This window comes from Vibrio sp. 1159 (assembly GCF_033340395.1).
GTDB lineage: Bacteria > Pseudomonadota > Gammaproteobacteria > Enterobacterales > Vibrionaceae > Vibrio > Vibrio alginolyticus.
Window position 1 is genome coordinate 75725 of record NZ_JAWOWL010000014.1, and the last position, 19019, is coordinate 94743.

The 19019-nt window shown below is 42.9% G+C and carries 14 protein-coding genes and 1 pseudogene; 2 read left to right on the plus strand and 13 right to left on the minus strand.

What is annotated here, in order from left to right; all coding sequences use genetic code 11:
* Positions 1-38: 38 nt before the first annotated feature.
* The 8 genes from R7127_RS12995 to R7127_RS13030 all read right to left on the minus strand — a co-directional run bounded on the left by R7127_RS12995 (position 39) and on the right by R7127_RS13030 (position 10685).
* On the minus strand, positions 39-2261 hold the full coding sequence (locus R7127_RS12995; protein ID WP_318148408.1) for a TonB-dependent siderophore receptor: 2223 nt from the start codon (positions 2259-2261) through the stop codon (positions 39-41).
* A 200-nt stretch (positions 2262-2461) separates the two neighbouring features.
* Positions 2462-4438: a Fe(3+)-hydroxamate ABC transporter permease FhuB gene (gene fhuB, locus R7127_RS13000; protein WP_005377716.1), complete on the minus strand. Its 1977-nt coding sequence runs from the start codon at positions 4436-4438 to the stop codon at positions 2462-2464.
* Positions 4435-5319, minus strand: a complete 885-nt coding sequence (locus R7127_RS13005) for an iron-siderophore ABC transporter substrate-binding protein (RefSeq protein ID WP_054574124.1) — start codon at positions 5317-5319, stop codon at positions 4435-4437. Before R7127_RS13005 ends, fhuB begins: the two co-directional genes overlap by 4 nt.
* Before the next feature lie 11 nt (positions 5320-5330).
* On the minus strand, positions 5331-6095 hold the full coding sequence (locus tag R7127_RS13010; protein ID WP_005377721.1) for an ABC transporter ATP-binding protein: 765 nt from the start codon (positions 6093-6095) through the stop codon (positions 5331-5333).
* Positions 6096-6419: 324 nt separating this feature from the next.
* On the minus strand, positions 6420-6638 hold the full coding sequence (locus R7127_RS13015) for a hypothetical protein (protein WP_005377723.1): 219 nt from the start codon (positions 6636-6638) through the stop codon (positions 6420-6422).
* Between the two features lie 87 nt (positions 6639-6725).
* Complete coding sequence (locus tag R7127_RS13020; RefSeq protein ID WP_033905239.1) at positions 6726-7850, minus strand: HD-GYP domain-containing protein; 1125 nt, start codon at positions 7848-7850, stop codon at positions 6726-6728.
* A 274-nt stretch (positions 7851-8124) separates the two neighbouring features.
* Positions 8125-9330 carry an aromatic amino acid transport family protein gene (locus R7127_RS13025; RefSeq protein WP_033905238.1) on the minus strand — a complete coding sequence of 402 codons (1206 nt, stop codon included), beginning with the start codon at positions 9328-9330 and terminating at the stop codon, positions 8125-8127.
* 161 nt (positions 9331-9491) lie between these two features.
* Positions 9492-10685: an iron-containing alcohol dehydrogenase gene (locus tag R7127_RS13030; RefSeq protein ID WP_033905237.1), complete on the minus strand. Its 1194-nt coding sequence runs from the start codon at positions 10683-10685 to the stop codon at positions 9492-9494.
* Positions 10686-11311: 626 nt separating this feature from the next.
* Here R7127_RS13030 and R7127_RS13035 point away from each other — a divergent pair.
* Positions 11312-12577: an HD domain-containing phosphohydrolase gene (locus tag R7127_RS13035; RefSeq protein WP_025766702.1), complete on the plus strand. Its 1266-nt coding sequence runs from the start codon at positions 11312-11314 to the stop codon at positions 12575-12577.
* Positions 12578-12631: 54 nt separating this feature from the next.
* On the opposite strand, the gene R7127_RS13040 is transcribed toward R7127_RS13035, so the two are convergent.
* Complete coding sequence (locus R7127_RS13040) at positions 12632-13234, minus strand: 2OG-Fe(II) oxygenase (protein WP_033905235.1); 603 nt, start codon at positions 13232-13234, stop codon at positions 12632-12634.
* Positions 13235-13394: 160 nt separating this feature from the next.
* Positions 13395-14164: pseudogene (locus R7127_RS13045) on the minus strand (TerC family protein).
* A 411-nt stretch (positions 14165-14575) separates the two neighbouring features.
* On the opposite strand from R7127_RS13045, the gene R7127_RS13050 reads away from it, so the two are divergent.
* Positions 14576-15514: a LysR family transcriptional regulator gene (locus R7127_RS13050; RefSeq protein ID WP_005377737.1), complete on the plus strand. Its 939-nt coding sequence runs from the start codon at positions 14576-14578 to the stop codon at positions 15512-15514.
* Between the two features lie 19 nt (positions 15515-15533).
* Here R7127_RS13050 and R7127_RS13055 read toward each other — a convergent pair whose 3' ends face one another.
* The 3 genes from R7127_RS13055 to R7127_RS13065 all read right to left on the minus strand — a co-directional run bounded on the left by R7127_RS13055 (position 15534) and on the right by R7127_RS13065 (position 18818).
* Entirely contained in the window at positions 15534-16415 is an 882-nt protein-coding gene (locus R7127_RS13055) for a YjjW family glycine radical enzyme activase (RefSeq protein WP_054574118.1), read from the minus strand.
* Between the two features lie 22 nt (positions 16416-16437).
* Complete coding sequence (locus R7127_RS13060) at positions 16438-17982, minus strand: YjjI family glycine radical enzyme (RefSeq protein ID WP_258482024.1); 1545 nt, start codon at positions 17980-17982, stop codon at positions 16438-16440.
* Positions 17983-18194: 212 nt separating this feature from the next.
* Entirely contained in the window at positions 18195-18818 is a 624-nt protein-coding gene (locus tag R7127_RS13065) for a LysE family translocator (RefSeq protein ID WP_017634019.1), read from the minus strand.
* Positions 18819-19019 lie beyond the last annotated feature (201 nt).

Genomic DNA, 19019 nt, shown 5'->3' on the forward strand with positions numbered 1-19019 from the left:
ACACCCCTAAAGTTAGGGGTGTTTATTTATACGTTAACTCACCAGTCGTAAGTTAAACTTGCAATAACATTTTGTCGGTCGCCATACCAACAAAAGCCATCACATGTCGCTATGTACTTTTTATCCGCGATGTTTTTAGCTGCGACTTGTAACTTGTAATCGCCGATTCGATAACTGACCGTCGCATCCATTAAGAAATAACTTGGTACTTTTAGTCTCTCTTCATTGTCTCCGTATGACTCACCTGTATAGCGCGCGCCTAAGCCAACAGCAAAGCCATCAAGAGGTCCATCAAAGAAACGATAATGTGCCCAAGCTGATGATACGGTATTCGCCACTTGGGAAGGCGTTTTGCCAACCCATGCCTTATTGATGTCTTGTTTTATCTCTGCATCAACGTACGCAATGTTCCCGATCAATGTTAAGGATGGTGTCACATTAGCTACAGCTTCAAACTCAACGCCGTTATTTTCTATTTTTCCTATTTGCGTTAATTCACTCAAGTAGATACGAGCCAAGTTTTCTTTTGTTGCCCGATACGTTGCAATATTGAAATAACCATCAAATGAATCCGGTTGGTATTTCATACCGATTTCAAATTGATCACCGCTTTCAGGCTTCGCTGACTTACCATTGCTGTCTTCTTGAATAATTGGATCAAAGTACTGAGAGTAACTAAAGTATGGCGTGAAGCCAGAATCAGAAATATAAGCCGTTCCCACGCTAAACGTCCACTCTCCATTATCGACTTTCGTGCGAGCACCAGTGGTAACATTATGTACTTCATTACTTGTATCGTCGTAACGTGCCCCCAATAACATCGCCCATTTATCGTTGATCAGCATATGATCTTGAAAGTAGACGCCGAGCTGCTGATTATCGATTTTCGTTCTTTGCTTATCGGTTTCGCTCAATGGTTGTAGCGTATTCGGATCGAGTAACATTATGTTATCCGAATAAGTAGGATTAAATACATTAAACCTAGGATCGGGCAAAGCTCCCATTGGTGTGTTTAATAATGCATTACCATTAGCAACTATAGGGTCATTGGCAAAATCTTTACCATCGATACTGATCATTTGAAAATCTATGCCCAACATCAAGTTATGCTCAACACTTCCCCAATTTACTTGGTGCATCAAACGATTATCGATATTAAAAGCATCAGATGACCCATCTTCTGTTGAAGCACCCCTAAGTATGGTTTTGCGTTCATTTGATGGGTCCAAAGCCGGCCCCAACGCAGGCACGTCAGCCGAGTAAACGTACGAATACATTTGTCTTAGCTTAACATCCATTTCGCTGTAACGAGCTGCTTGAACAAATGAAGTGGTATCATTAAATGCATGAGAAAACTCATAGCCTAAAGACACCTGCTCACGCTCAAACGTCTCCCAGTTAGGATTGCCTATCGCTAAACTATCACTGATCTTTCCATTTTTGTTTGGCGTTAACGTTCCTTCAACTGGCAAAAATTGCAGATAAGGATCTGAGTCGTCTTTTTGATAGCTCGTTAGAAAGGTAATTTCAGACGTCTCATTAAATTTGTACGTCATCGATGGAGAGAGAAGAATGCGCTCTGCTTCTACCCCACTAATTCTCGTCCCATTTTTTCTCGCTAACCCTTGAAAGCGGAAAGCTAGCTGCTCACTCACCTCAGAGTTTACGTCAAGAGAAAGTTGTTTACGGTCTTCAGAACCGTACTCCAAAGATACAAGTCCTGATCCCCCATCAAATTGAGGTCGCTTACTGACAACATTGATAACCCCACCTGGAGGGTTTTGCCCATAAAGAACAGACGCTGCACCACGTAAAACTTCAACCCTCTCTAACGCAAACGGATCTATTTGCCAACTATAGAAGCCAGAAGAATATAAACGGGTACCATCTTGATACAACCCGCTGTTCGCTTGTTTAAAACCAAGAATAATAAACCAATCTTGCTTGTTATCTTCGCCGAAATAATTAGTTTGAATGCTTGGTGTGTACTGTAGTGCGTCAGAAATGCTAATAGAGGCACGATCATCCATTTGCTCTCGCGTAACAACAGACACCGCTCTTGGAGTCTCATTGATAGCAATATCAGTTTTCGTCGCTGCCCGACTCTTCGCTCCGAGATAACTAAAATCTGGACCAACTGCACTGTCTTGCTGCTGTCCAATCACAACTATATTTTCATCTTCCTGAGCCAAGACATTTGGCGTTGATAAAGCTAATACAACCGCCATCGACGTTGGTGTCAGCATAAACTGCCGAGTCATATTCTTCTCCTTTTTGTCGGCAGCCAAACCAACCCTTCATGACTTCAGCGACCGCTGAAAGAAAAGCGAGTTACGGCATCGCCAGTTGTTTCCGTAAAAGACAAACCAGAGGTTTTGCATAAAGCACTCGCATAGGTTACGAATGCCACTACGAGTGCTTATTTGTATAAGTACTTTCTTGGTTGAGGCTTAACTCATCTCTATAAACGGCGTAAACCCCACATTAAATACAAACCGCCAATGAGAGACGCCATAAGCCCTGTTGGTATTTCTTGCGGGTAAAGGACCTGTCGTCCCAACCAATCAGCCAACAACATCACCCCTGCCCCCAGTATCGCGGCGCATAACATGTGTTGTGACGCTTTGTTAAAACCAAATAAGCGAGCTAAATGCGGAGCCAACAACCCAACAAAGCTAATCGGGCCAACAACCAATGTCGCACTGACCGTGAGACAAGCAACTAAAAGAAGCAGTATTGCGCGTGAACGATCAACTCGAATTCCAAGTGCTTTAGAGGAAGCGGCACCGACAGGAAGAATATCTAGCCATCTTACGCAGAGAAAACTCAACCCTATAAAGACAAGCGCAGATAAAGACAATGGGAGTAACGTTTCAACCGAGACATAGTAGGTAGACCCAGACAACCAAGCCAATGCTTGATAACTTCTTGGGTCACCAGTGGCTAGAATAAAGCTCTGTATTGCATTCATCAGTGCGGTTATCGCAATACCAGTCAACAAAATACGCTCCGGCTGAAAGCCTGACTTACGGTTTAGCAGCACAATGACTAATACCGTCGCTAATGCGCCTACGAGCCCGCCTAGAGAAAGAGTGAAAATTGACGAACCAAACCCAGTAAACATCGCGATGATCAATCCCATCGCTGTCCCTGAACTGATACCGATCACTTCAGGACTTGCCATTGGGTTTCCACTTAGGCGTTGAATCATGGTTCCAGCAATCGCTAACATTGCCCCCGCAATTGCTGCTGCAAATAATCTAGGTGCGCGCCACTCCAAAAAAATCCAATTTTGGCTAGCAAATAAGTTTGCCCACCCTTCATTTTGCACAGCAACCGTGGCAAAAAGAACAACAGAAATTAACGTGCCGATCAACGCCAATGAGATCGCTTTAGGGTTTAGCTTGTAAACATGTTCACGATGTCGAGTTAACACTGTTTGAGTATGGCCCTGCGTCTTTTGTGATAAGCGAGGTAACAGCCATAACAGTAGCGGAGCGCCCAGTGCAGCGGTTGCTGCTCCCGTTGGTATAAAACTCGCCATTAGCCCCGGCAGTTGCTGAATAACCAAATCGGTTAAAGTCAATAACATGGCACCAATCAGCATTGATACCCAAAGCTTATGCTGGATTTTATTGATACCTATCAATCGAGTAATCGCTGGCGCCGCTAACCCGATGAAACCGATGATTCCTACGGCAGAAACCACCCAAGAAGTGATTAACACCGCAAGCCCAAGACAGACAAAACGCAACTTAGCTAGCGAGACACCTAAACTCTTGGCACCTTGCTCGGAGAGTTCCAACAGACTTAACGGCTTTGCAATCACAAATGCAACGACCGTAGCAAGTGCGATTCGAGGGGCAAGATACGAGAAATCTCCCCATCCACTCTGAACAAGCGAACCGGCTCCCCATATCATTAACCCATTCAGCTTTTCGGTATTCATCATCAGAATAACCGTACTTAATGATGCAAAGTACAGGTTTATCACTAACCCAGAAACGACGACAACCGTTGGAGATAACGCTCGTCGCCATGACAACAGCATCACCAACCCCATCGATATCACACCGCCGATGAGAGCAACCAAATTAGGCGCGATATCCAACATCCAAGGTGCGAATAGCGTAGCTAACATCAAAGCAAAACTTGAACCGCTCGCCACACCAAGTGTCGTGGGTGAAGCGAGAGGGTTACGCAGCACTTGCTGCATCAATACCCCAGCAACCGCTAATCCAGCACCAGATATAATCGTGGTGAAGACTCGAGGCCACCAGCTAAAGTGAAGTAAAACAGAATCGATAGATTGAAAGTTAGGCTCCCATAAACTGCTTAGAGCTAACGAAAATGAGCTTACTTGGTACAATTGGAAAGCACCAATAGAAAAGGTAAATGCCGAAAGTAACACCACAAAGCTTAAAGGCATCGTTTTCATTGTGTTAACTCCTCGACCTTACTCGCCGTAACTAACTCTGCGAAACGGAGGGCTGAAGGCATAGAACCAAAACTCCAAACGGGCGCGACTTGCATGACCTTTTCACCAGATTGTTGAACAACATATTGCCAAAATGGGTCTTGAGAGAGCTGCTCCGCTCCACCATAAGGTAATGGCTCTACGATAACGATTTGAGCTTTTATGCCAGCTAACTTGTCGATGCCAACTAGGCTGAAGCCCCAGCTATTCGTCTTTTCATTCCATGCATTACTCAGCCCAATCTTTTCGATAGCCTGGGAGTAAAGACTATTTTGACCAAAAACACGTACGTGCTTTGTATCCATAAACTGAATCATTAAAAGCGGCGGCTGGTCTTTGTTTATGCGCTGTTTTAATAAAGAGAAACGTTTTTCATATTGTTGGATAAGCGCCTCTGCTTCCGCTTCTCTTCCCAGCTCTTCACCAAACCTCCGAGTGAAACGAGTAAGTACCGACCAATCTGTAATCCCGCTTTCATATAAGTCAATCGTGGTAACGGGGGCAATATCGACTAAGCGATGCTTCATTGAGGAGAAGTACGGGGCAATAAAAATACGGTCAGGTCTGAGCTCGTAAATACGCTCTATATTGGGTTGAGTTCTTAACCCTACATCCTTAGTTTGAGGTGGTAACGGTGGCGATTTTACCCAAGCATCGTAATCTTGCCCTTGAGCAACGCCTACAGGTACGACCCCTAAAGCCAACATCGTTTCAGTTTGTGTCCAATCAACCGACATCACCCGAGGTGATGCGTCAGCTAGTGCTTGAAAAGAACTGACCAAAAGCGCACTAAGTGAGAGAGCGAAAGAGAAATGTTTAAGTCGAGTGTTTGTACTGCTCATTATTCCAACCTTTAGCTTGGCATCGCCACCGGATAACCCGCGGGGTGGTCAGAGATCATCATCTCTATCCCATATATGTCCCTCAACTTAGGTTCAGTAAACACCTGTTCAACATTGCCTTGTGCAATCAAATCACCTTGATGTAATGCAACGATGTAGTCGCAAAATCGTGCAGCCAAGTTGATGTCGTGTAATACGATAATAACGCCCAAGCCCAGTTCTTGACTGAGTTTAGAGATAAGCTTCAACATATCGACTTGATGGCTGATATCTAGCGCAGACAAAGGCTCATCAAGAAGCAAATACTCGGTTTTTTGGGCTAACAGCATAGCTAGCCACACACGTTGACGCTCTCCTCCAGATAACGTGTCCACTAAGCGATCTGCGTATTTTAGTGTGCCTGTCATCGCCATTGCTTCTTCAACAATGTCGTGATCTTTCTTACTCAAACGTCCAAGTAAACCATGCCATGGATAACGACCAAAACCGACTAAATCTCGACCTAAAATACTGTCGGTCACTGGAAGATGCTGAGGCAAGTAGGCAATGTGTTGGGCAAACTTTTTCGCTGAGAGATCGTTAATGCTCGTTCCATGCAGAACCACGTCACCAGCGGTGTATGGCTGTTGCTGTGCCAGCAACTTTAACAATGTGGATTTTCCTGAACCATTGTGTCCAACAAGAGCGTATGTTTTTCCGGGTTCAAATGTCACATCAAACGCTTTTAGCAATGACTTGCCTTCAATCTCAAACTGGAGTGCTTTAGCTTCCAACATCCCTACTTCACCTAATAGCCATTTACGAATAACAGTTATTCAAAGCTCTCATTCGTTGATCACGTTTGCCGTTCTTATTCAACAGAACGATTAATAAGGGAGGTTTTATATAACAACAAAGATACAAATGCAAACCGTTGTCATTATCATTACATAAACAAGATCATTGAGAGAATTGCTAAGTGTTAGTGATAATTTGCTCTGCTGAACTTCATTAGTAAATTATAGGCAGGTCAACGAGAGCAGCGGTCTCCCACTGCTCTCGCATAAATTTGAACGAATACTGCAGCGTATGAAGAAATGAAAAATGCCGCAGTGAATACATTAATGACGAGCGTCAGCGCCAAACTCTACTTCTTTATAGATATCGGCCAGCGACTTTTTACCTTGTTTGTCTTTGGCTGAACGCTTTTTCTTAGTTTGATAATGGTATTCTTGCTCCTGAAGTGCTTGTTCGTGCTCTTTTGCTGACTCAACAAACTCAGGATTTGCAAGTGCTTGTTGGCGTAAGCGGTTTACTCTTTCAAGGGTTTCCCACAACATACTTCACCTCCAAACTTATTACTGTATATAAAAACAGTATTGTTTAAATATTCCTCCTCGTCAACATTTCAACTTTGTTACTGCTCTTCACATTAACCCCAAGCCTGTATAGTGCTCGGGATATTTGTGGATGATTTGCTTTATATAACCTTGATGCTCTCGCAGAGCATCAACACATTCTCGAGATAACCACCCCTGATATACCCATTTTTCAAGTTCTAACAATGCGTATGGGATGGACCACGCTTGTCTATACGGATGGTGCGTTGTCATAAAATCAAAGGCATTCGCGGCAGCCGTAATTTGGGCGACTATTGGTATATCATCATTGGTTAAACCATAAGGATAACCAGTGCCATTTAAATTTTCGTACTGATAAATAATCATCTGCAAAAACAAAGTCACACTCGGGTGAACCGGATTTCCGATACGGGCAACTATGTCATCCGCTGAATCGATACAACGCTCAATATGTTGAATCAATATCGCCTCTTGTTCTTGAGAGTAATTTGTTCGGCGGCTAGCAATTTCAACTGGCAGCTGACTATCACCGAGCGCATGGAACTGAGCAAAAATACCAATATCTTCGACCATTTCGTCATTCAGGTGATAACGATCCGCTAACTGCGTTGCGATAATTTGACTGTAGTACTTCATGCGTTTGGTATGCGCGTAATACTCAGGTGAATAGCCTGGCATCATACATTGCATTCGGTTCGCTAGCGTTTCTATCGCATTGACTACTTGAGTTTCTGATTCAACCGCAAATCGAATCATTTCGAAATAAGGTTTAAGACCATTCAGCGCTTCTAAACTAAACGCATCACGTTGAGTGGAGTTCAAAAATACAAAACCGGTAAAAGCTTTGTTGTCATAACAAGGAATAGCAGCCGACGACTGATATCCGTGTTTGAGTAAAATTTGAACCCGAGGACAGTGCTTAATATCATGAAGGTCTTCGACGATACGAGGAACCGCGTTTTTAGAGGCAATATTGAGGTGGTGGAGTTTACGGAATGCTGATTCGTGATGGGCTAAACACCAAGTGTCGAACTCACTTTCTGCAAATGATTTGAGCACATCTTGGTCTGGGTGATATTTTGCAAATGACACCCTATCAATACATGGCAAGTGCGCCTGCATCCTGCCTTTTAGCGTTTGCAGTTGCTCGTTAAGCGGTTTTGCAAACGGGTAAAAACTCCGGTGCGCCATGCTTCACCTCCACACCAAAGCAGAGAAACAAGAAAAGCTCATTGTGTTGCAAATTCAATGGTATTTTGAGCGGTTTTCTCCACTTAAATTATCGATATACCACAACTTAAGTGTACGAAATAAAAGCACATTTCTACCAATTTTTTCACCGGATATCTTACGGTAATTTGATCCAGATTAAAAAAGCCAACGAGCGAAACTCGTTGGCCTAACAATACTGATTGATTACGATGGATTCAGTAACTAGAAGTTATTCAAAGAACGTTCTAAACAACTAGCCTAGAGCAGGAAGCACACCCAGCGTAATTAACACCTGAGCGAATACGATGCCAGTGCCAGCGATGCCCGTTATCACTAACGCACCTTGACCACCTGCGACGCGGTACTCCCCAGTAAAATCATCCGATTTACGAACCTTGATCACCATAACCAAAGGCAAAAAGATGGCTAAAATCGCTAAGGCAATCGCTGCATAGCCCAAAGCCATAATAAAGCCTTGAGGATAGAAAAGTGCGAAGCCTAGCGGTGGAGTAAACGTCACTAGTGCCGCAATCAAACGATTAGGCTTATCGTTACTTCCTTTGATGGTATCACCCAAAAATTCGAATAGACCCAAACTCACGCCAAGGAACGATGTCAACAATGCCAAGTCAGCAAACACACCAACAATGCTACCCAAATTTGATTGGTGTACTGTCTGAGATAGTTGACCAATCAGTGCGCTCAACCCTCCGTTCTCAACAAGCGTACTTTGGCTAACCACACCCAACGTCACGATTTGCCAAAAGATATAAATAACGAGTGGAATCGTCGAACCAATAATAACGGCTTTGCGTAAAGAAGAAGTGTCACCGTCTAAGTAATTCACAATTGCAGGTATACTTCCGTGGAAACCAAACGAAGTAAAGATCACCGGAATCGCCGCTACAACAAGGCCTTGTTCGATTGGCATACTTAACAAGTAAGATTCCGTAACGTTTGGAGCAAGAAAAGAAAGCACCGCAACCATCGCAATGAGCTTCATCGCGAACAGAACTCGGTTTACTTTATCGACCGTACCGGTACCCACTGTCACAACTAAAGTCACAATCAAGGTAAAGATTATCGTTGATGTAGGCCCTGAAATATCGAGGTCAAACCATTGTGCAAGGCGGTCTCCGAACTGAGCACCACCGCCAGCGATATACGCTGCACATAATGAGTAGAAAAGAAACAACATCGCAAAACTTGCCACCCACTTGCCTTTTTGACCTAGGATCTGTTTCGCCAAAGTATGAAGTGTAGCACTACTCTCCGCATGTTGATGAAGCTCAAGCATAAGCAAGGCAGTGAAAGCCATCAGAGCCCATAAGCCTAGCATGATGATAATAGAAGTTGAAAAACCAATGCCGGCAGAGGCAAGTGGAAGCGCTAGCATACCAGCGCCTATTGTAGTGCCCGCAATAATTAGCGTACTACCGAATACTTTAGAACGACTCATTGTATATTAATCTTTACACTTTATTAGAAATTATCAGTATTAGATCGGGCAACGGCGCACCGAAACCAACACCATATTTGTATTGCCGTCGATATTGTAGGATCTTTAGCAGAATATCAAGCAAAGTGTAAGGATAAAAAACCACACATGTAAACTATAATTTACACCTTGCTGATATTTAACAATAACTGTGTGCATTCTTCCCTGTTCATGAACTTGGGAACAGGGTAATTCCAGTGCGCCTCTTTCAGAATTAAATCAACAAGCGCATCAGCATCTTCACGTTGAATGAGCGCACTGGTTTTCTCAATATCAATAGTTGAAAACAAGGACTCCAGATTCGCCAAAAAATGCTGAGCACTTGCGTTACCTAACTGCCCCTCGGCCGTCAACTCATCGAGCTTTCTTAGTTGAGGCTCAATCTCTGATAATGAAAAGCGCAGCACAGGCAACAAGGCTAATCCGTTTGCCATACCATGAGGTATTCCATATCTCGCACCGAATGTGTGAGCAAAGGCATGAACATAACCCAAACTCGCTTTGGTAAATGCTAAACCCGCGTAATAGGATGCCATAGCCATTTTATGACGAGCTTCGACATCATCCCCTTGCATCACAGCCCTAGGAAGATATTTAAAAATGAGTTTAATAGCGGCAACCGAATAAGCCATCGTTTCTTGAGTAGCGTTTTTCGATACATAGGCCTCAATAGCGTGGGTTAATGCATCAACGCCAGTATCAGCCGTGATCTTAGGAGGTAAACCAATCATTAAATTCGCATCTAAAGCTGCCATTAGTGGCACCAACTTTGGATCCATTAAAGGGGTTTTAATGTGTGAGGAGGGATCTGACACGACCGCAGCGATAGTAACTTCACTTCCGGTTCCAGCCGTTGTTGGAATAGCAAAAATCGGCGCTGGCATTCGCCATACCTTCAATAGTCCAGCTAATTTTTTTATTGGCCGTTTATTGGTAACTTTCGCAGCGATAACTTTTGCACAATCCATTGCAGAGCCGCCACCCAAAGCTAATATGCCCTCACAATGAAAACGATGATAAGCCTCTAGACCGCTCTCTACCTGATCATAGGTAGGATCGGGCTTAACTTGCGAGAAAACATCTAACTGTAAATCGAGTTTTGCTGCAGCCTCAAGCACCTTATCTACAATACCGACTTGGACTAACCCTTCGTCGGTAACTAATAAGACGCGTTTAAATCCCAATTCGGTCATCGATTCTAATAGCTCATTCATCGAACCAGGGCCGGAAAACAAGGTTGGTCTCGGCATAGGAAGGATAAGAGCTGCTATTTTTAGCCCTGCGGTGTAAGTCCGATATAAGCGATGCTTCAACATACGAAATCCTTTTCATTTAGAGCTATTATTCTAGCTACTTTTATCACCTATGCTTACTTTGCAATCACACATTTTTTAATTAAGTCATTCCATCAACACATAAATGCTGCTGAGGGAGCAATACCGTTATCTTGATCTCCCCACACCACATGAGCTGTAGAGAAAATTATTTTTTATGATTTTCCATTAGCGTTACCTTAATAACTCACCCCTCTTCGGCTTTGCCGATCATAAAGTGGTTATTGAAGGTGCCTTATCATTCATACAAACTCAAAAATATGGATTCTACTTAATCACATAACGGTACGGTATATCAGTAATCTAATCCGAACATCACTTATAAAAATACAAATAAGAATGCGTTACATCATGATTTATTGTCGTTTTCAAATAAGTCAATAAAAGCAACAATAATCTTTCAAAACTTATACTTAGTTCAAATATCTGACTCTTAACCATGAGCTTCAGGTGATATTATTATGCAACTAGGATTATTATCCCGCCCATAATCAAAACTATGTCTAAACGCCCACCTTTTTGGGGTCTATTCGCTGTCGTACCCAATTTTTCCTATCACCTTCTGATTTGGGTTTAGCGTGGGCTAATTAGCAATGTCGGTATAAACCATGAATCATTCTTGCCATTCCCATACGGACATGGGCTTTGAAGTCGATCTGAAACAAGCACTTATCTGGGTTGCTCGAGCACTCGACTATGTCGGTGTTGATGATACGCACCATAGCCATCGTGTCGCTTACATCGCTTACCAATGTGCTCGGGTCATGAACTGGGAACCAGAAAAAGCGGAGTTTTGCTACTTCGCAGGGATGATCCACGATTGTGGGGTCTCCGAAACACAAGAACATAAAATGTTACTTGAGGAGTTGGTGCCACAAGATGTAAAAACACATTGCTTAAGAGGATACCGAAGCCTCAAGCAGTGTCGTTTGTTACGTCAGTTTGCTACACCTGTTCTTTACCACCATACACATTGGAGTGAACTAAAATATCTTGATTTACCGCCTTTTGAAAAAGAGGTCGCTGCCCTACTCTATTTAGCCGACCGTCTCGATTTTATGCGTTCCAAATACGTCATGAACTGCCACTGTGACATTGTCACACTTCATGAAGAACTAATTGCAGAATGCATCATGGCAAACGCTGGAACTTTGTTTAATCCAGACATGGCTAAGGCAATGGTTAAGCTCGTTATGACCGACGCATTTTGGTTCGCGATGGAGTCTGAAAATATAGAAACCATCGGATTAAACTTTAAAAGCATTGATTGGCTTCAAAAACAGCTCACCATCCAAGATATGAATAGTTTGGGCATGTTTATCGCTCGAATTGTTGACGCAAAAAGCCCATTTACTTATCAACATTCGCAAAAAGTGGCGGAGTTATCTCGGTATCTAGCCATCAAGCTTGGGTTCTGTGAGCACGACCAAGAGATGTTATTTATTGCTGGGTTGGTGCATGATATCGGAAAGTTAAAAACACCAGATGAGATTCTTCATAAAGAAGGCTCTCTTAATAAACAAGAGTATACGCGTATTAAACGCCATACAATTGATACTCAGCTCGCATTACACAAAGTGTTTCCCAACGCTAAAATAGCGGAGTGGGCCTCTAATCATCACGAGCGTTTGGACGGTTCTGGCTATCCTTATCATAAAACAGGAGACGAACTCGATGTACCATCGCGTATTGTCGCGGTTGCCGATGTTTTTCAAGCTCTGTCTCAGGACCGTCCCTACCGCGGACGAATGGCTCAAGCACAAATCGCCGCGATTATGGGTGAGCAAGTCGCTAAACAAGAACTTTGTTCTGACGTCTATGCAGTGCTAGAGCGAAACATGACCGAGTGTTACGAGCTATCAACTAATGTTTAATCGATAAAGGGCGTATCTACGCCCTTTGCTGATTTTATGCTGGTTGCAAACCAATCATTTTGCAATATCAAGTACATTGTCTCGCACACCATTGATTCTGAACCAACCTGCAATACTGAAACGCTCAGCATTGGTCGGTAAAACCTCATGCGGGAATTGCTCAGATAAGAATAAAAGTAAGCGTCCCGATTGAGGAGGGATGGTTGCTATCTTATTATCATTTAGATCGTAAACCACCAATTCACCTGCATCCTTTTCCGTCCAAGATTCGTTCATGTAAAAAACGGTTGTCAATCGACGGTTTTCATTGCCCTTAAAACAATCTAGATGCTTTTGGTAGAAATCCCCTTCCTCGTACTTGGCAAAGTGAGCTTCATACTCAAAAAGCCCCAGAAACAAGTGACGGTTCACTTCTTGGCGTATTTCTTCCATCTTATCTAAGTAAGAAGTAACCGCGTGCCCCATATTGGGCGATAACCATTGAATTTTGTCACTTCGAATTGACTCGATACGAGTCACATCGTCATTACGACCAATACGCGCTTTTTTCCAGTTACTTGGAATGCAGTCTCGCAATTGATCCACTTCTTGTTCAGAAAGAAAATCATCCCAGATGTAGTAACCATGGGTTGCTAACGCATCGATCATTTTATTCATTATTGTCGTTCACTCATATTAGTTGGGCGGTCTATATAAAAAATCTTCAACCCCACAACAAATGCGATTTTTTGTCGAAACGACAACAAAATAAAAAGAGAGTAAAAATAGGTGATGACGAATATAAAAATGCCGCTCATATGAGCGGCAATATCTTTTATTATTGACGAGCTTCTAATCTGGTTGGATGAACTCGCAACGGACTAAGACGTTTAATAGTCGGGCGTTGTTTGTTTTTTAACTGGATATGACAAAGTTCCAGAATTAAGCCAAATGCCATCGCAAAGTACACATAACCTTTGTTGATATGAATTTCGAAGCCTTCTGCCATCAATAAACCACCTAACAAAACGAGGAATAACAAAGCAAGTGTCTTAAAACCAGGGTAACACGACACCAGGTTATTGATTTTTTCGGCTGTCATGACCATCACGATAGCAGACGAAACAATCGCTGCGACCATAAGTGGGACATCACTTGTCAAACCAACGGCGGTTATCACCGAGTCCATCGAGAATACAGCATCCACGGCAACAATCTGCAACAGAACTACCGCTAAACCAGTACGGGCGTGAGTTGAGTGAGCAGACTCGTTGTGATTTAACCAACTCCACAACTCTTTCAGGCTTTTAGCCAAGAGGAATGCACCACCCGCAATCATGATAACGTCTCTTCCGGTAAACGCTTGGTTCGCCAAAGAAAATAGCGGTTGAGTCAATTGCATGATCCAAGAGATTGAAAACACTAAACCAATACGAGCAATAACAGCAAGACCAATACCAAGGTTTCTTGCCAGCTTACGTTGGTGCAGCGGCAGTCTTTCACATAAGACAGAGATAAAAACGACGTTATCAACGCCTAGACAACTTCAAGCGCAAACAAAGTGGCGAAAATAGCCCAAGCTTCTGGTTGCATAAAAAGTTCTAGCATGAGCATGTCTCCAATAATAAGAAGACATATGGTGAAGGGTTTTGTCGACTAAAGGGGTCGTCCATTAATTATTTATACCTTTGTTACTGAGGGATCATGAGTAAATCACCAAACAATCAACAAAACAATATCTATTTTAATTAACAAGGAACAAGTTTAATTCGTGTACAAATCAATCAACTCCTCCAAATTGATTAAAATTACATAGAAGCTTTAGAATTGAATAAATGAAAGCATTAAAGTCCAACAAAACTAAGATAAATTTCTAGACTTATAAGCACCATCAACCCTTATGCAACCCATTAAATGCATTGAGCTCAAAGAGAAACAGGCGTGTTTCCGAGATAAACAATAGTAAAAATTTGTTTCATGCTGATATACTGCCAAAAATCATAAGAAACCATGCTATTTATGGACTACATTGCTCTTTCGCGTATAAGCCTTAAACATCTAACTGTTTTACATATGTTGTTAACCACTCACAGCGTCACACTTGCGGCAGAACGCTTGTGTGTAACACCATCGAGCGTCAGTAAAACGCTCGGACAGTTGCGCGAAACGCTAAAGGATGACCTTTTTTACCGTGATGGCACTCGCTTAGTGCCGACAGCATTTGCGCTGCATATAGGCCCGTCAATCCATGGCATACTCTCCAGTATGAATGGGTTATTACATCAAGGCTCTTTTAATCCGGCTTACTATCAAGGTAGTTTTTCATTAGCAATGCGTGAAAGTTCGTTTGAGCTCTTTGCGCCAGTTCTACAGCACTTGTCCCAACAACTGAGCAATCACGCGCACTTGAATGTCCATGCGAAAGAGGAAATGAGTTTCGATGCATTAGCAAGAGGTCAAGTGGATTTTTTGTTGCTTCCTCACGATCTCAGCCAACCACCCACACAAAATAAAGACTTGGTATGGAAAACCATTTTGAAAGACGAAATGGTTTGCTTAATGAGAGCATCGAACCCACTCGCTGAGCAACCCTTATCTGTTGAAAGTTACCTTTGTGCAAGACACATCGGTATTCATGATAAAGATCTGTCACAACCTTATTTTGAGCAAAATCTCACCCAAAGGCATTCAAAGCGAAACTTGGCCATGCGTGTAGCCGACTTTGGTTCAGCTGCGGTGATGTGTCAGCACTCGGATTACTTGTTCACATGCTCCAAGCTTTGGGCAAGAGCGGCAATGCAAGCAAAAGGTTTGGTTGAGCAAGCTCTTCCATTCGATTACGGGCAAGTAGCCTACAGCCTCGTTTGGAACAAAGCGAGCTTAAACGATCCCGCTTTAAAATGGTTACAGCAACAATTACTCGACGCTTGCGCCATGTTAGATGCCTGTGATGCTTAAGCATAGATAAACAACGGTACTACGTGAGTACTGTCGGCACTGTGATAGGGTTACTCACGTAGCATCGGAGCTCTGATTTTAAGCGTTTGATATCATGATGAGAGCACATATCCCAAGTTAACGCCTCCCCCACAACTCCGTGATGTTGAAAGGCATTTAAACGGATAAGCACCGATTCAGGAAGAGTACTCAAGTAACGCCCAATTGCTACGATTTCTATATCTAAATCACTTTTTTGGGGGATATGCAGTAAGCGGACCTCGTACAATTTTTCGTGTTCAACTAGGTATTGAAGGGTTTTAAATACACGATGATTATCACGCCCAGTTAGCCACTGATGCGTCTCCGTCTGCCACGCTTTCAAATCGATCATTGCGCCATCCAGAAAAGGTAGAATACGCTGCCAACCAGCAACCGCTAAAGAACCGTTACTGTCGATGAAACAAGAGAGGTGCCGTAATTCAGGATCTTGTTTTATCCCTTTAAACAGCTCAATAATGAAAGGAAGTTGTAAGGTAGATTCCCCACCGGATACTGTAACACCACTGATGAAAAAGCGATGCTTGCGTATCAAATCGAGCATTGTTACTACAGAGTAGTCAGTAATTTTTGGATTAGATTGGTTCTGACATATCTCTATACAATGATCGCAGTGGGTGCACTCCTCTTTAAGCCAAACAACGTTGTTGTTTTCGTCGAACTTCAATGCGCCTGCTGAACATTCACTCACACACTCACCACAATGATTACAATGGTTTATCGTGTGAGGATTGTGGCAGTTCAAACACTGATAGTTACAACCCTGTAGAAAGATGACTAGACGATTTCCTGGCCCATCAACACAAGAGAAAGGAAGGATACGAGTGACTTTTGCCAAAAGGCTTCCACTTCGTCTAGACATCTTGTTCTTTCCTAAACCGAACTTATGCCTGCGTGTAAGTCGGTGTTACTTCATGACTCACCACACGTGGTGAGCGTTCTAAAATTTTGGTATTTTTTGCTGCTTCTGCACCTAGAAACGTCGTGTTGGTTCTCGAACCTTCTTCATCATATTTCGCGACGTCTGAAAGTTTGATCATGTAGCCTGTCACGCGAATTAAGTCATTTGAAGTGACATTCGCGGTAAACTCACGATAACCAGCATTTAGTGCCCCTTTACATAAATTGAACATCGCTTCTGGGTTAGATTTCACCGTTTCATCAATCGTCAAAATATCGCTGATACCCGCACGATAATACTGATGATGCTTCGCCGTTGCTTGTACATAAGTGACAGGGTCTGGCTCTGCACCATAAGGCAGACGTACACCTGGCGTAACATCATGATCTAAGCTAATGCCGCCTTGTGCATGTAAGAGCGCTTTGCCATCTAAACCATATTTCACCGGGGTTGAGTCCACCAGTTTAGCCAGTGTTGCTGAAACATCATGAGCAAAAGTATTTGCTCGATCATTTTTTCCGTATCGCCCTATTTGCCCTTCTTTTTCAAATAGAAGGTTTACCGCTTCGGCCATGCCGTAAACGCCATACATTGGCGCGAAATAGGACTCTTTTATCAACCCTTCTTGCGTCAAAAAGCCTTGAAAGAAGTTCGATTTTTCATGCAAGTGCGTGCTTCTTGCGTTTATGAGCTCGACCATTAATCGATGGTAAGAAGGCAACGCACTGTTTAAGAAGTCGTTACAGTCTGATGCTCGTTTTGCAACTTCTTTTAAATTCATTCGCACCAATGTGTTCGAGCCACCTGCTAATGGAAGCGAGTTGTAGCAACTTACAATACCAAAGCGTGAGCCGTTGTAGGCTTTCGCGTGCATTGGGTAATTGGCGATATGCGGTTTACTGCATTCACAAATGTTCTGTGTCGCTTGACGAAGTAAATCATCAGGTGTAACTGTCTCGTCGTACATAAAGGTGAGATTCGGTGCGATCTGCTTGAGCTCCGCATCTACTTTTAAAACAGTGCGACAAATAATGTTGTCTGTCGGTCCGACATTCACATGCATAAACGCATCTGGCAATGTGCGATCCAGCATGATCCAAAAATGTTTTAACTTTTTGTAAATCTGGCTCTCTGTTAGGTCGCCTATGTAAGGCAACAAGACATCATCTAACTGACCTAAGTAAACCGGAATGTTCGTTACCGAAGGAACATGATGGTAAATGATGGTAAGCATATTCAACGCATCATCGAAATCATCAGCCGGAGACAACTCTAAATAGTCTGAGCCTTGCGATAGAAATTTAGCGTAATCAGGCAACACATAGCGAGGTTTAAACGGTGCATGACCTTCAAACATATCGCAGATGATGCCTTCATCCATTGCTTGTCTCAGTGATGGAGATACGGTCATGTAAGGAATGCACGCTTCCGCCTCTAAAGCTAAAAAACTCGACTTCTGTTTTGGAGAAAGACGGACGTCGGTCGCGATATCTAGAAAACGTTGTTGTAGTTTAGAAAGGCTTGTCATCTAAGATATTCCTACAAAGTAACCACAAGCCCACAAGACAAAATACGAGCTCTACCCCTAAAGAGTAACGTGATTTTACTCCTGCTTGGCTGTTGCCACTAATGAAAATAAACAAAACGTCTATTTCCATTCTGGAAATAAGACAAAGCTAAATTAGCGCATTCCAACTTACTATATGGGAAAACCTAACTGCGTACCGAAATCTGTCTTATTTATCGGTTTGCCGTCGACAACATCACGCCTGCACCAATAAATACTCCACCAGTCAAACGATTGAACAACTTCGCCCTTCCAGCGACAAACAACCAATCGGAGGCTTTTACCCCTAACAATGCATAAAATGTTAGCCAGCTAAGCTCAAAAACCACAAATGTAGACGCGAAAATCGCGAATTGAGACAGTAGCGGTGCGGAAGGTTCTATGAATTGAGGAAACAAAGCGGTGAAAAAGACTATCGCTTTGGGATTACTAGCGCCAACAATGAAACCACTAGTGAACGCGCTAAACGCTGTCGCGGAACTTTGAGTCGTTGCCGTTTTATTAAAATCTGTCTGAGATGAGCGCAACGCTTGAATACCTAACCAGATTAAGTAAGCGGCACCACACCATTTGATAATATTAAAAACTAACTCAGATGAAGCAATGACAACTCCCAACCCGGTAAATGAGAGCGTAAGGATGATCGTAATCGCAGACAAACTGCCAAGTGCAGTCATGAAAGCAATACGAAACCCACTACTCACTCCTTTACTCAAACACAACAGTGAGCTTGGTCCTGGTGAAGCAGTGAGCACGAGAATGGCAAGAGTGTAAAAAATCCATGTATCTATTTGCATTGGCATCCTTTCCAGAAAAATGAGGTTTATAGCCCATTGTGTATAGAACTATTTTATCGCCCGGTTTCTATCCATGAAGCCGAGGTCTTAATAACCATCTTGCATCTAAATAACTTAGAAAAAATTAATAGATAGTTATGCAAATAAAATACGATCTACATGCAAGGATGTAAAGCCTGTTGTATAAGCTTATCTATTTCT